Source organism: Giesbergeria sinuosa (assembly GCF_042652905.1).
In the GTDB taxonomy this organism is placed as follows: domain Bacteria; phylum Pseudomonadota; class Gammaproteobacteria; order Burkholderiales; family Burkholderiaceae_C; genus Simplicispira; species Simplicispira sinuosa.
On record NZ_JBHSHJ010000009.1, the window covers coordinates 87,344 to 100,471 of the forward strand.

Annotated in this window: 11 protein-coding genes and 1 pseudogene; 8 read left to right on the forward strand and 4 right to left on the reverse strand. The window is 57.8% G+C overall.

Going from position 1 to position 13,128, the window contains the following annotated elements; translation table 11 throughout:
• Positions 1–17: 17 nt before the first annotated feature.
• Positions 18–995, reverse strand: a complete 978-nt coding sequence (locus ACFO6X_RS11695; RefSeq protein ID WP_382433215.1) for a Bug family tripartite tricarboxylate transporter substrate binding protein — start codon at positions 993–995, stop codon at positions 18–20.
• A 139-nt stretch (positions 996–1,134) separates the two neighbouring features.
• Between ACFO6X_RS11695 and ACFO6X_RS11700 the strand changes: the two genes are divergently transcribed.
• A complete protein-coding gene (locus ACFO6X_RS11700; protein ID WP_382433217.1) occupies positions 1,135–2,184 on the forward strand; it encodes an AraC family transcriptional regulator in 1,050 nt (349 codons plus the stop codon).
• A 39-nt stretch (positions 2,185–2,223) separates the two neighbouring features.
• On the opposite strand, the pseudogene ACFO6X_RS11705 reads toward ACFO6X_RS11700, so the two are convergent.
• Positions 2,224–3,141, reverse strand: a pseudogene (locus ACFO6X_RS11705) (AraC family transcriptional regulator); the annotation flags it as partial.
• Between the two features lie 129 nt (positions 3,142–3,270).
• Here ACFO6X_RS11705 and ACFO6X_RS11710 point away from each other — a divergent pair.
• The 7 genes from ACFO6X_RS11710 to ACFO6X_RS11740 all read left to right on the forward strand — a co-directional run bounded on the left by ACFO6X_RS11710 (position 3,271) and on the right by ACFO6X_RS11740 (position 11,010).
• Complete coding sequence (locus ACFO6X_RS11710) at positions 3,271–4,251, forward strand: quinone oxidoreductase family protein (protein ID WP_382433219.1); 981 nt, start codon at positions 3,271–3,273, stop codon at positions 4,249–4,251.
• A 23-nt stretch (positions 4,252–4,274) separates the two neighbouring features.
• A complete protein-coding gene (locus ACFO6X_RS11715) occupies positions 4,275–5,132 on the forward strand; it encodes a TauD/TfdA dioxygenase family protein (protein ID WP_382433221.1) in 858 nt (285 codons plus the stop codon).
• A gap of 42 nt (positions 5,133–5,174) precedes the next feature.
• Positions 5,175–6,233: a beta-keto acid cleavage family enzyme gene (locus ACFO6X_RS11720; RefSeq protein WP_382433223.1), complete on the forward strand. Its 1,059-nt coding sequence runs from the start codon at positions 5,175–5,177 to the stop codon at positions 6,231–6,233.
• A gap of 274 nt (positions 6,234–6,507) precedes the next feature.
• Positions 6,508–7,815, forward strand: coding sequence for an MFS transporter (locus ACFO6X_RS11725; RefSeq protein WP_382433225.1), 1,308 nt, complete (start codon positions 6,508–6,510; stop codon positions 7,813–7,815).
• Positions 7,816–7,847: 32 nt separating this feature from the next.
• Positions 7,848–8,408 (forward strand): RBBP9/YdeN family alpha/beta hydrolase, encoded by a 561-nt coding sequence (locus tag ACFO6X_RS11730; RefSeq protein ID WP_382433227.1) that lies wholly within the window; start codon positions 7,848–7,850, stop codon positions 8,406–8,408.
• Positions 8,409–8,447: 39 nt separating this feature from the next.
• Positions 8,448–9,632, forward strand: a complete 1,185-nt coding sequence (bktB, locus tag ACFO6X_RS11735; RefSeq protein ID WP_382433229.1) for a beta-ketothiolase BktB — start codon at positions 8,448–8,450, stop codon at positions 9,630–9,632.
• 178 nt (positions 9,633–9,810) lie between these two features.
• Entirely contained in the window at positions 9,811–11,010 is a 1,200-nt protein-coding gene (locus ACFO6X_RS11740; protein ID WP_382433231.1) for a porin, read from the forward strand.
• 127 nt (positions 11,011–11,137) lie between these two features.
• On the opposite strand, the gene nadA is transcribed toward ACFO6X_RS11740, so the two are convergent.
• Entirely contained in the window at positions 11,138–12,256 is a 1,119-nt protein-coding gene (gene nadA / locus ACFO6X_RS11745) for a quinolinate synthase NadA (RefSeq protein ID WP_382433233.1), read from the reverse strand.
• Positions 12,253–13,119 carry a carboxylating nicotinate-nucleotide diphosphorylase gene (gene nadC / locus ACFO6X_RS11750; protein WP_382433235.1) on the reverse strand — a complete coding sequence of 289 codons (867 nt, stop codon included), beginning with the start codon at positions 13,117–13,119 and terminating at the stop codon, positions 12,253–12,255. Before nadC ends, nadA begins: the two co-directional genes overlap by 4 nt.
• Positions 13,120–13,128 lie beyond the last annotated feature (9 nt).

The window sequence follows — 13,128 nt, forward strand, 5'->3', positions numbered from 1 at the left end:
CGTGCCGCAGCCAGCGTTCAGGGGTTGAGCTGGATATGGAATGCCTTCACGATGGCGGCATTGCGTTCATAGTCTTGTTGTAGCGACTGGCCCAGTTCTTTGGGGGTTTGCGAGGGCACCGGCTCATAGCCCGCTTGCTGCATGCGCTCACGCACTTTGGCTGCGGTAGCTGCCTTGGTGAGGGTGGCGTGCATCCGCTCTACGGTGTCTGCGGGCACACTGCTGGCTACTACCACACCCAGCCAGTTAGAAAAGTTGAGGTCGGCAAAGCCTTGTTCTGACAGGGTAGGTACATCGGGCAGCAACGGCGAACGCGTTTTGCTGGCCACGCCGTAGGCTTGCAGCTTGCCCGCAGTGATCATGGCGCGCGAGGTGACGATGCCATCGAACATGATGGCGATCTGGCCGCCCATCACCTGACTCAGGGCTGGAGGGGAGCCTGCAAATGGAATATGTTGCAAATCCAACCCAGCTTTCTGGTTGAAGATCATGCCTGCATAGTGCGAGCTGGTACCAGAGCTGTAGGAGGCAAAACTGAGTTGGCCTGCATGGGTCTTGGCGTAGCTGATGAATCCCTTGAGAGTTTTGGGTTCCAGCGTGGGGGCGGCCACCATCACCATGCCTGTTTTGGCCACTGCGGCCACTGGCTTTACATCGCTCAGTGGCTTGAAGCTGGTGCGCATCACATGGGGGATTTCGGTCAGGATGTTGTTGGCAGTAAACATCACGGTCTGACCATCGGCGGCGGCACTCTTGAGCGCGTTGGCAGCAATGGCACCGCCGGCACCGGGTTTGTTGTCCACCACCACCGCTTTGCCCAGTTCTTGGCTGAGCTGGTCGGCCAGAATTCGGGCCATCACATCCATGCTGCCGCCTGCGGGGGCTGGAACCAGCATGGTCACGGGTTTGTCAGTCCAAGCATGGGCCAAGCTGCAACTCAAGGCCAGCAAGGGGGTGCCAAGGGTGGCGCACCAGAAACGGCGGCGAGTGGGCATGTGTGTCTCCTGATGTATGTTTATAGGTTCCAGACGGCAGTTCTGTGCTGACTGCTTGTCGGTAGCACATGGTAAAAAAGACCGGCCCCTGCTTGTTTGATAATCTGGGACATTCTTTGTTGAAATTGGGACATGAACCATGATCTCCACGATGCGTGTGGTGCGCAGTGCCAGTCTCAATGGTTATCTGGAGGTGGCCCAGTCCTGCGGGCTGGATGCCGCTGCAATGATGCGCCAGGTCGGCTTGCCCACCCGTTGCCTAGAAAACCCAGAAACGCTGGTGGCTGCCGAGGCGGTGCGTGAATTGTTGGAGCGCAGTGCCCAAGCTTGTGGCCGGGAAGATTTTGCACTGCGCATGGTGGTGCAGCGCAGTTTTGCCAGCTTGGGGCCCATCAGCTTGATTCTGAAAGATGAGCCTACGCCGCGCCAAGCACTCAACACCTTGTGCCGTTATCTGCGCTTGCTCAATGCGTTGCTGATCACCCATATTGACGAGACGGAGGACACCGTCACTATCCGTGAAGAGATGCTGGTGCAGCCCACGTTTTTGGCGCGGCAGGTCATGGAGTTGGCCGTGGGGGTGATGTTCCGCATTTTGCAAGAACTGCTGGGCGACCATTGGAAGCCGCTACAAGTGTGTTTTGCCCACCGGCCCCCACGCGACCCCAGTGGACATTCGGCCTTCTTTGGCCCGGTGGTGGCGTTTAACCAAGATTACAACGGTATTGTGTGCCGTGCCCAAGATTTGCTGCTTCCGCTGCACCGCAGTGATCCGGGCATTGCCCGGTTTGCACGCGACTATTTAGAGCGGGCATTGCACGACCGGGGGCACAGCGCCCGCGAGACGGTGTGCCATTTGATTGCCGCTTTGTTGCCAGGCGGGCGCTGTACGGCCCAGCAAGTAGCCGCCCACTTGCATGTGGACAGGCGCACCATCCACCGCCATCTGGCTAAGGAAGGGGTTTGCTTTTCTGAATTGCTCAATGAAGTGCGGGCCGAGCTGGCGCTGCGCCAGATTCGAGAAAATGGCTTGCCATTGACTGAAATTTCGGGCCTGTTAGGCTTTTCCAGTCCGAGTGCCTTTGCGCACTGGTTTCGCACCCAGTTCGGTTGCAGCGTCACCGTCTGGCGCAGCAGACAAGAGGCCGTTGGTGCTGGGGGGATGGCTCCGCCAGAGGATAGGGGCTAAGCCAAAACTGGTATGAAACCAACGGGTGAAGGCGCTGGGAGTGCTGTACCCCAGCAGCTCAGAGATGCGGGTTAGGCTGTAGTGTGGGTTGCGCAGGTAGCGTTGTGCCAACTCGCTACGCGCTTCGTGTAGCAATGTGCTGAAACTGGTGTGTTCGGCATCAAGTTGGCGCTGCAAGCTGCGCACACTCAGGCCCAGACTTTGCGCAACATGTTGGATATTGGCCCGGCCCATGGGCACCAACAAATAAATAGCTTTGCGCACCTCGTCCACCAGCGTGTTGGTTTCGATGCGTGGCAGAAACTCCAAAAACCGGCGGGCATATTCAGCCATGGCAGGCACGGCGGAGGCACGCGGTGCATCCAGATCGCGGGCATTGAACACAAAGCCATTGAATTCACTGCCAAATTCAAGACGGCAATCAAAAAAGCGCCGGTGCAGTGTCAGATCGTTGGGCGGGGAATGGGTGAAATTGACGCTGTTGGGTCGCCAGCCGTCGGTCAGTAAATTGCTGCACAGCCGAAACAGTACGCCAATGGCTAACTCGGTGGCCTGGCGTGAATGGATGCCCGCCACGATTTCTTGGCGCACGATGGCGGTTTGTCCTACCTCCTCAATTTGCATGGCCAGTGACTCATTGAGCAAATGGCGGTATTGCACGGTGGTGGCCAGTGCGGCCCGCAAGGTGGGCTGGTGGCTGATGAGCAGGCTAACCACACCAAAGTCGGCCAGTTGCCGTGCTTGGGCCATGCGCAAGCCAAAAGATTGACAACCCGACAGAGCCGCGGCTGCTTCCAGTAGCACCAAAGCCGAGCGTGAGGGGATGCGTTGGTCTGGGTTGTCCAGCAGGGCTTTGGTCAACCCTGCTTTTTGCAAGGCAGCCTGCGGTGGCAGGCCCACTTCGCGGGCGATATCGAAGAACTTGGTCAGTGCCGCTGAGCGGATCAGTGTGGCCATGGCATGAACTCTTGGTGTTTACCCGATTCTGGCACGAAATGCTAAATCTTGGGCATTGGATGCAAAGCGCCGCGGGCAGCCCATCCCTACAGTCTGACTCCACTGTCCTTGATATATGGAGACAAAGAAATGGCGTATGCAGTGCGGATGTACCAGGCCGGTGGCCCGGAAGTAATGCAGTATGAAGCGGTGCAAGTGGGTGATCCGAGGCCGGGTCAGGTGCGTTTGCGCCACGAAGCCGTGGGTCTGAACTATGCCGATACCTATTTCCGCAACGGCACCTACCCCATTCCTATGCCCAATGGCATTGGTGTGGAAGCTGCTGGGGTGGTGGAGGCCGTAGGGCCAGACGTTAGCCACGTAGCCGTGGGCGACCGCGTGACCTACACCGGCTTTCTGAATACGTTGGGTGCTTACAGCACCGAGCGTTTGGTGCCTGCCGCACCCCTGATCCACATTCCTGCGGGCATCAGCAGCGAGACCGCTGCCGCCATGACGATGCGTGGCCTCACCGCCGCCTATTTGATGCGCCGCATCTATCCGTTCCAGTCTGGCGATACGGTGCTGTTGCACGCGGCAGCCGGTGGCGTGGGGCTGATTGTGTCGCAATGGGCCAAATTGCTGGGCCTGACGGTGATTGGCACCGTCTCCAGTGAAGAAAAGGCCGCCGTAGCCAAGGCCCACGGCTGCGACCACACCATCAACTACAGCCATGAAGATGTGGCCCAGCGCGTGCGCGAACTGACCAATGGCGTGGGCGTGAATGTGGTGTTTGACAGCGTGGGCAAAAACACTTTTATGGCCTCGTTGGACTCGCTCAAGCGCCGGGGGCTAATGGTGTGTGTGGGCACAGCCTCGGGCACCATTCCACCGTTTGATCCGCAGATTCTGGCAATGAAAGGCTCGCTGTACATCACCCGTCCAGCCTTGGCCGACTACATCGCCGATCCTGCCGAAAAGGCCGAACTCGCCAACGAGATTTTTGGGCATGTGGCTGCCGGACGCATCCAGATCGAAATCAACCAACGTTATGCCTTGCAAGACGCCGTGCAGGCCCACCGAGATCTGGAAGCGCGCAAAACCACCGGATCTTCCATTTTTGTGATCTGAGTCTTTTACCAGGAGACATTCCTATGCGTATCGAACCGATGACCTGCGCCATTGGCGCAGAGTTGGTAGACGTCAACCTCGGCGATGCCGTGCGCGATGATGGGCTGTTCAAAGAGATCTACGCAGCCTTGTTGCAGCATAAGGTCTTGTTCTTGCGAGACCAAACGCTCGACAGGCTCTCGCGCCAAGACCACATGGCCTTTGCGCGGCGCCTGGGCCAGTTGGAAGACCATCCGATGGCCCCTAGCCACCCAGAAGCCCCCGGTTTGGTTCAGATCTACAAGAGCCCAGACAGCCCGATGGATCGCTACGAGAACGCCTGGCATACCGATGGCACCTGGCGCGAAACACCGGCCTTGGGCTGCGTGCTGCGCTGCATTGAATGCCCGCCCGTAGGGGGGGACACCATGTGGGCCAACATGGCATTGGCCTATGACAAGTTGCCCCAAGCCATCAAGGACGACATTGCCGACCTGTGGGCCAGCCACAGCTTCAATGCCTCGTTTGCCGCTGCCATGCCACAGGAAAAGCGACTGGCGATGAAGGCACAGTACCCCGATGCCGAGCATCCCGTGGTGCGTACCCATCCCGAAACGCGGGAAAAGGTGCTCTTTGTGAATGCCTTTACGACCCATTTTGTCAATTACCACACGGCCAAACGGGTGCGTTATGGACAGGACTACAACATGGCCGGTGGCGATTTGTTGCAATACCTTATTAACCAAGCCTTTAATCCAGAGTATCAAGTGCGTTGGCGCTGGAAGCCTTTCAGTATGGCAATTTGGGATAACCGTAGCACCCAGCATTATGCGGTGATGGATTACTCCCCTTGCCATCGCAAGATGGAGCGTGCAGCCATCATTGGTGATAAGCCTTTTTAATTTTCTTCCTTTCGTTATCCCTATTTTATTCAGGAGACATTTATGAACTTTCTCGACGGATCGCTGTTCCCAGAAAATCAGCAAAAATTGGTGATTACCGCAGCCCCCTATGGCCCTGAGTGGATGCCCGCTGACTTCCCGGAAGATATTCCTGTGAGCATGGAAGATCAGATTCAGAAGGCAGTGGATTGCTACAACGCTGGTGCCACCGTATTGCATGTGCATGTGCGTGAACTCGACGGCAAAGGCTCCAAACGTCTGTCCAAGTTCAATGAACTGCTGGCGGGCATTCGTGCCCGTGTGCCTGACATGATTTTGCAGGTGGGCGGCTCCATCTCGTTTGCGCCAGAAGGCGATGGTGCTGTGGCTAAATGGTTGTCAGACGACACCCGTCACATGCTGGCAGAGTTAGACCCTGCGCCCGACCAAGTGACCATTGCAATCAACACCAACCAGATGAATGTGGTCGAGCAAATGTGCCCCGCCGATGTGGCAGGCACCAGCTTGGGCACGCCAGAAGGCTACCGTGCTTACAGCGAGATGACCATTCCGGCAGGCCCAGCCTGGGTGGAGGAGCATATCCGCCGCCTGTCGGACAAGGGCATCCAGACCCATTTCCAATTGGCCAACATCACCCAACTGGAAACCGTGGAGCGCATGATGCGCCGGGGCGTGTGCAATGTGCCTCTGATCTTGACTTGGGTGGCGATTGGTGGTGGCTTTGATGCCCCCAACCTCTACAACCTGGCTAATTTTGTCCGTGCCGTGCCCGATGGTGCCGTTTTGACGCTGGAGACCTCCATGCTCAATGTGCTGCCGCTGAACATGATGGCAATGGCGATGGGTCTGCATGTGCGTTGTGGCATTGAAGACAACATCTGGACGCAAGACCGTTCACGCAAGATGACTTCGGTGGAGCAAATTGAGCAATTGGTGCGTATGGCGAAGGAGTGTGGTCGTCCAGTGGCTACAGCCAAAGAGGCCCGCGAGATCTACAAGATTGGCACCTTCTACAAGAACGCTGACGAGACCTTGGCGAAAAACGGTTTTGCCCCCAATCGCCAGCCAGGCCAAAAGGGCTTTACTGGTTATGTAGCCTAAAGAGGCATTTGCGGGAGGTGATGGCCTCCCGCATTGTTAGATCGAAGATAAAAATTGATGAAAGTGACCTGATCATTTATTTTTGAGACGGAAATAAATGATCAGGCCGAGAAGGCGACGAATAGTTTAGAAGCCACTGATGGATTGATAGTTCAAGGCTTTTGTTTTCTATTTGGGGTCGTCTGTTCATCTCAGGGGTGTTTTTAGAGTTATTTTGGCATGCTCTAATCATTCTCTGTTCATTCAAAGCGGCAACATTGCAATAAGACAGAACATGGCTGCATATACTATAACTACGGAGACTGAGATTCAGGAGCCAGCCGTTTCACGGGGCTATGCTTGGATCATTTTTGCCTTGACCTTTGGGTTAATGCTGTCAGATTACATGTCGCGGCAGGTGCTCAATGCCGTCTTTCCGCTGCTGAAGGCCGAGTGGGCATTGAGCGATACGCAGTTGGCATCGCTCAACAGCATTGTGGCCCTGCTGGTGGGCACGCTGACGTTCCCCCTGTCACTGATTGCCGATCGTTGGGGGCGGGTCAATAGCATCACGCTCATGGCCTTGCTCTGGAGTGTGGCTACGGCCGGGTGTGCGTTGGCGGCCAATTATGAGCAGATGTTTATCGCCCGTTTCTGTATTGGGGTGGGTGAGGCCGCTTATGGATCGGTGGGGCTGGCGGTGATTTTGGCCGCCTTTCCGGCCCGGATGCGCTCTTCCCTCACGGCCTCGTTCATGGCCGGTGGCCCCGTGGGGTCGGTACTTGGGATGGCCCTTGGCGGTGCCATTGCCAAGCAATTGGGTTGGCGTCCGGCCTTTGCGGCCATGGCTGGCTTTGGCTTGGTGCTGGTTGTTCTTTATATGCTCATCGTGCGTGAGAAAAAGCTGCGGCCTGCGTCGGCGGTGCAAGGCACTGAGCGCCAGGGCCCAACCCCATCGCGTCTGGGTGTCAAAGCGACTTTCATGGCTTTGGTCTCGAGCCGGTCGGTGTTGGCCGCCTACTTTGGCAGTGGCCTGCAACTTTTCATTTTTGGTGCAATTCTGGCCTGGCTGCCGAGTTACTTCAATCGTTTCTACCACTACGACGCCCAGAAGGCCGGTGTCACGGCTGCGGGTTTGTTGCTGGTGTTGTCGGTGGGGATGTCTGTTTGTGGTGCCATTACGGATCGGCTGTGTCGTAACCATCCCGAGCGCAAATGGACGATGGCCATCATTTACTCGGCACTGTCGGCCATGTTCTTGTTGTTGGCTTTCCAACAGCCCGTGGGCCCACAGCAAATGCTGCTGATGGCATTGGGCATGTTGACGGTGGCCTCCGTGACAGGCCCAGTGGGTGCAATGGTCGCCAATCTGACACATCCGTCGATTCATGCCACAGCCTTTGCCACCATGACGTTGGTCAACAACTTGGTGGGTTTTGCACCGGGCGCGTTTGTCACGGGCATGTTGTCTGACCACATGGGTAGTTTGCAGGTCGCCCTCTCTTACGTCCCCCTGATATCGATTGCTGCCGTGTTTGTTTTTGCCTATGGCAAGCGCCACTACACCAACGATCTACAGCGCATTCAGGCCATGCAGAAGTAAGCCTTTACCTCTTACAGACACTGAGAAAACCCATGAGTATTGCTACCACCGTTTTATTCGTTCCCGGTCTGCGCGACCATGTGGAGGAACATTGGCAGACCCTGTTGCAAAAAGAGATTCCTGGCGCCCGCTGTGTGCCACCGTTGGAGCACGACAAACTCAGCCGTGATGCCCGTGTAGATACCTTGCAAAAGGCGTTGGCCGCCATTGAGGGGCCGGTGGTCTTGGTGGCCCACAGTGCCGGCGTGATGATTACTGTTCAGTGGGCACAGAAGTACCACCGTTCCATTTTGGGCGCTTTGTTGGTGGCGCCTGCCGATGTTGAGTCTCCCATGCCCGCAGGCTACCCCACCGTGGCACAACTGGCGGCCAGTGGTTGGACGCCGATTCCCCGTAATCCCTTGCCTTTTCGCAGCGTGCTGGCTGCCAGTAGCAACGATCCCTTGTGTGCGTTGGAGCGCGCCCAAGGGTTTGCGAAGGACTGGGGTAGCCGTTTTGTGGAAGTAGGGGCACTGGGGCATATCAACCCAGCGTCTGGGTTTGGCCCTTGGCCGCAGGCGCTCACTTTGCTGGATGCTTTGGTTGCCGCCTGATGTTGTTGGCTCTTTTTTCCTTTGTTCTGGAGTTTTCCCATGTCTCGTGACGTTGTTGTTGTGAGCGCCGTCCGTACCGCCATTGGTACGTTTGGTGGCAGCCTCAAAGATATCCCCACCACCCAGCTGGGGGCATTGGTGGTCAAAGAGTCCTTGGCCCGTGCCCACACCGAAGGCAAGGATGTAGGCCATGTGGTGTTTGGTCATGTGGTCAACACCGAGCCACGCGATATGTACCTCTCGCGCGTGGCGGCCATCGAGGGCGGTTGTGCCGAAGGCACGCCTGCTTTTAACGTCAACCGCCTGTGTGGCTCTGGTTTGCAAGCCATCATTTCTGCCAGTCAGAGCATTTTGTTGGGGGATGCAGACATTGCCATTGGTGCGGGTGCAGAAAACATGAGCCGTGCTCCCTATGCCAGCCTGAATGCCCGCTGGGGTGCGCGCATGGGCGACACCCAGATGGTGGACATGATGATCAATGCACTGCACGATCCGTTCCACAAAATCCACATGGGCGTAACGGCTGAGAACATTGCTGCCCGATGGGGCATCTCGCGCGAAGAGCAAGATCGTTTGGCCGTGCAGAGCCACAATCGGGCGCAACGGGCCATCGAGGCGGGTTATTTCAAAGACCAGATTGTTCCGGTGATGCTCAAGAGCAAAAAGGGCGAGGTGGCCTTTGCCGTCGACGAGCATTTTCGTCCCCAGGCCACGATGGATGATTTAGCCAAGCTCAAGCCGGTGTTTCTCAAGGAAAACGGCACGGTCACAGCGGGCAATGCCTCGGGTATCAATGATGCGGCGGCGGCCGTGGTGCTGATGGAGGCCAAAACAGCACAGGCACGCGGTCTCAAGCCTTTGGCGCGGCTGGTGGCTTACGCACATGCCGGTGTCGACCCGAAATACATGGGTATTGGCCCAGTGCCTGCTACGCAATTGGCTTTGAACAAGGCGGGGCTGACCGTCAACGATCTGGACATCATCGAGGCCAATGAGGCGTTTGCGGCACAGGCTTGTGCCGTCAGCCGGGATTTGGGGCTAGACCCTGCCAAGGTGAACCCCAATGGTTCTGGCATCTCGTTGGGGCACCCGATTGGGGCCACGGGTGCGCTGATCACAGTCAAGGCAGTGCATGAGTTGCAACGTATCCAAGGCCGTTATGCGCTGGTGACGATGTGCATTGGTGGTGGGCAGGGCATTGCTGCCATCTTTGAACGGGTTTGATACCGAGCAGGCCTGCTGCTTTTGTGCAGGGCTGCTCGTGACGCCGCCCCGGCACTGGGGGCATGGGCACGGTGGCAACGCCCAGCGTGTACGCATGGTGCCCATAAGAATGCTGACCCACGGTTGGCGAGCACCGGCATCGGCAGTGCCCCGATGCCAGACATTACGAGGAGACACGATGAAATACAAACTGATTCCCGCCGCTGTGCTGGGGTTGCTGGCGGGCAGTGCTTTGGCACAGTCTTCCGTGACGCTCTATGGCACTTTGGATGGTGGTATTTTGAGCCAGAACAGTTCGGCACAGGGTTATTCCACCACTATCCCAGGCGCAACGGCAGATAAGGGCCATCTGACCAAGTTTCAGGACGGTGGCATTGGCGCAAGCAACTGGGGCATTCGGGGCAGTGAAGACCTTGGTGGGGGCTTGAAGGCGAATTTCCAGTTGCAGGGCAATATCAGTCTGGCCACGGGGGCATCCAACCCCATCAGTGGTGCAGTGGCTCCCCGTACCTCGGCGGCATTCAACCAAGTTGCCATGTTGGGCATGTCCGGTGGCTGGGGTGAAGTGAAGATGGGGCGTCAAATCAGCCCTCTGTACTATGCAGTGGCCTTTACGGACCCGCGCGAGGGGCGGTATTTCGGCAGTATTTTGGGTGCTATGGTGGGCATGAACAGCTCGGCGGGCTGGGCAGGCACCACCACCAATGTGCCGTTGTCCACGGTGTATGACGACAGCTCCGTGGTTTATACCTTGCCCAACATGGGCGGCGTCACCGTCAATTATCAGCATACCTTTGGCAATATCGACGGCAGCGCCCGTGCAGGCGCCCGTGATGCCATCACGATGCTTTACAACAACGGTGCGGGCCTGCGTCTGTCGGCGGTGTATTACAACGCAGCCGATAGCTACACCTTGCCCACCAATGCCACGGGCAAGGTCAATAACCGTGTGACCCATCTGGGGGCCAAATATGCATGGGGCCAGTTCAGCGTGGGGGCTGGTTTTATGAATGCCAAGAATCCCTCAGGCGTTCCCGCAGGGATGGGCGTGGTCAATGCGGCCAGTCCTGCCTTGGGCAGTACGGCAGGCAACAGCAATTACGACACCTGGAGTGTGGGTGTGGGCTATACCTTTTCGCCGGCCCTGCGTTTGCTCACTGGTTACTACCATATCAAAGACAAGAACAATAGTGCCAACCAGTCTGATCTGTTGGCCGTTGGTATGGATTACAGCTTGAGCAAGCGAACAACGGCTTATCTCCAAGCAGGCCATGTCAAGAACAAAGGGACGATGAACCAAGCGTTGGTGTATGGCACCCCTGTGGCCGCTGGCGTAACCACCACAGGCTACATGCTGGGTTTGCGCCACTCTTTTTAAGAGCACTGTGGTGTGATGGCCGTCCACTATCACCGTAGGCGAGACGGTGATGGTGGAGGATGACAGGCAAACCCTGCAGCGAGGTGGGCGCTGTGGCCGGTTTGCCTGTTTTTTTGCGTGGGCGGTATCAGGCCGCGCCAATGTTTGGCACCAGCCCTGCCGTGGGCTGGCCGCTCTTGAGTGCCGCCGTAAAGGCCAGCATCCGGTCAATGGGCAGGCGCGCGCGTGGGATCAAGGCGGGGTCTACCTCAATGGCATTGCTGCTGTTCTCTAGCACCTGCACCACCCCTGCCAAACTGTTCATGGCCATCCAAGGGCAATGGGCGCAGCTTTTGCAGGTGGCACTGTTGCCTGCCGTGGGCGCTTCGTAGAAGACCTTGCCGGGGTTGAGTGTGCGCAGCTTGTGCATCATGCCGTTGTCGGTGGCTACGATGAACTCTTGGGCGTCCATCGTTTTGGCCGCGTGCAAGATCGCCGAAGTCGAGCCTACGGCATCGGCCAGGGCCACCACTTCGGCGGGTGACTCGGGATGCACCAGTATTTTGGCTTGGGGGTGTTGTTGTTTCAGGTCTTGCAGTTCAAATGCCTTGAACTCGTCGTGGACGATGCAGGCGCCATTCCAGAACACCATGTCGGCACCGGTTTCTCGGCGGATGTAGTCGCCCAGATGGCGATCAGGGGCCCACAGAATCTTGTGGCCCTGTGCCTTGAGTTCGCGCACGATGTCGAGCGCACAGCTTGAGGTGACTAGCCAGTCGGAGCGGGCTTTGACGGCGGCGCTGGTGTTGGCGTAGACCACCACGGTGCGGTCGGGGTGGGCATCACAAAAGGCGCTGAACTCGTCTACCGGGCAGCCCAAATCGAGTGAGCAGGTGGCATCCAGATCGGGCATCAGGATGGTTTTTTCGGGCGACAAGATCTTGGCGGTCTCGCCCATGAAGCGTACGCCCGATACCACCAGCGTTTGCGCGGCATGGTCGCGGCCAAAGCGGGCCATTTCCAGCGAGTCGCTGACGATGCCGCCGGTCTCTTCGGCCAAGTCTTGCAGATCGGGGTGTACATAGTAGTGCGACACCATCACCGCATTCTTTTCTTTAAGCAGGCGGCGGATTTTGTCTTTCAGTGCAGCGCGCTCTGCTGCTGCTGGCTCGGCGGGCACCCGCGCCCAAGCATGTTTGGTGGCACAGACAGCACCTTCGGTGGGTTGCTCGTATTCAACGTCTTTAAGGGCTTGGGCGGTGGTCATGCAAGCTCCTGCAAACGCATAGAAAAATCAATAGCCTTGACATCTTTGGTCAGGCCGCCAATGGAGATGCGGTCAACGCCAGTCTCGGCCAGTGCGCGCAGGCTCTCTAGGGTAACGCCGCCAGAGATTTCTAAGATGGCCCGGCCAGCATTGAGGCGCACCGCCTCGTGCAATTGGGTGGGGGGCATATTGTCCAGCAGTACCATTTGCGCCCCTGCCGCCAAGGCTTCTTCGAGTTGCGCCAAGGTTTCTACTTCGATCTCGATAAATTGAGCCCGTGCCGCCACCTGCTGTGTAGCGCGCAACACAGCAGTGACGCCACCGGCGGCCGCAATGTGGTTTTCCTTGATCAGCACGGCATCATGCAGGCCAATGCGGTGGTTGGTGCCACCCCCCACCCGCACCGCATATTTTTGTGCCAGCCGTAGGCCCGGAATGGTTTTGCGCGTATCCACAATGTGTGCGCGGGTGCCCTGCACGGCCTCTACATAGGTGGCCGTCTTGGTGGCTACAGCCGACAGCAGTTGCAGAAAGTTGAGGGCGGTACGCTCGGCGCTGAGCAGAGCGCGGGCGTAGCCCTCGAATTCCAGCACCACAGTATCGGGGGCGCAACGTTGGCCTTCAGCCACGCACCAGTGCAGTTGTACGGTAGGGTCGAGCGCACGAAAAGCGGCCTCGGCCCACGGGGCGCCACAAATCACGGCGGCTTCACGGGCCAGAATACGGCCACGGCTGCGGCGCTCGGCAGGCACCAAGGCGGCGGTCAGGTCTCCGGTGCCTACATCTTCCTGCAAGGCCCGGGCTACATCCAGCAAAACTTGGCTGTGCAGCACTTGGCGGGTTTCATCGTTGAGGTATGTCATGGCCGCCAA

What these genes read in the sequence shown, in the direction of transcription:
- ACFO6X_RS11710 (WP_382433219.1), top strand. Translation starts at nt 3,271, where the DNA reads ATGGCGTATGCAGTGCGGATGTACCAGGCCGGTGGCCCGGAAGTAATG.
- ACFO6X_RS11740 (WP_382433231.1), top strand. Translation starts at nt 9,811, where the DNA reads ATGAAATACAAACTGATTCCCGCCGCTGTGCTGGGGTTGCTGGCGGGC.
- ACFO6X_RS11700 (WP_382433217.1), top strand. Translation starts at nt 1,135, where the DNA reads ATGATCTCCACGATGCGTGTGGTGCGCAGTGCCAGTCTCAATGGTTAT.
- nadA (WP_382433233.1), bottom strand. Translation starts at nt 12,256, where the DNA reads ATGACCACCGCCCAAGCCCTTAAAGACGTTGAATACGAGCAACCCACC.
- ACFO6X_RS11730 (WP_382433227.1), top strand. Translation starts at nt 7,848, where the DNA reads ATGAGTATTGCTACCACCGTTTTATTCGTTCCCGGTCTGCGCGACCAT.
- bktB (WP_382433229.1), top strand. Translation starts at nt 8,448, where the DNA reads ATGTCTCGTGACGTTGTTGTTGTGAGCGCCGTCCGTACCGCCATTGGT.
- ACFO6X_RS11715 (WP_382433221.1), top strand. Translation starts at nt 4,275, where the DNA reads ATGCGTATCGAACCGATGACCTGCGCCATTGGCGCAGAGTTGGTAGAC.
- nadC (WP_382433235.1), bottom strand. Translation starts at nt 13,119, where the DNA reads ATGACATACCTCAACGATGAAACCCGCCAAGTGCTGCACAGCCAAGTT.
- ACFO6X_RS11720 (WP_382433223.1), top strand. Translation starts at nt 5,175, where the DNA reads ATGAACTTTCTCGACGGATCGCTGTTCCCAGAAAATCAGCAAAAATTG.
- ACFO6X_RS11695 (WP_382433215.1), bottom strand. Translation starts at nt 995, where the DNA reads ATGCCCACTCGCCGCCGTTTCTGGTGCGCCACCCTTGGCACCCCCTTG.
- ACFO6X_RS11725 (WP_382433225.1), top strand. Translation starts at nt 6,508, where the DNA reads ATGGCTGCATATACTATAACTACGGAGACTGAGATTCAGGAGCCAGCC.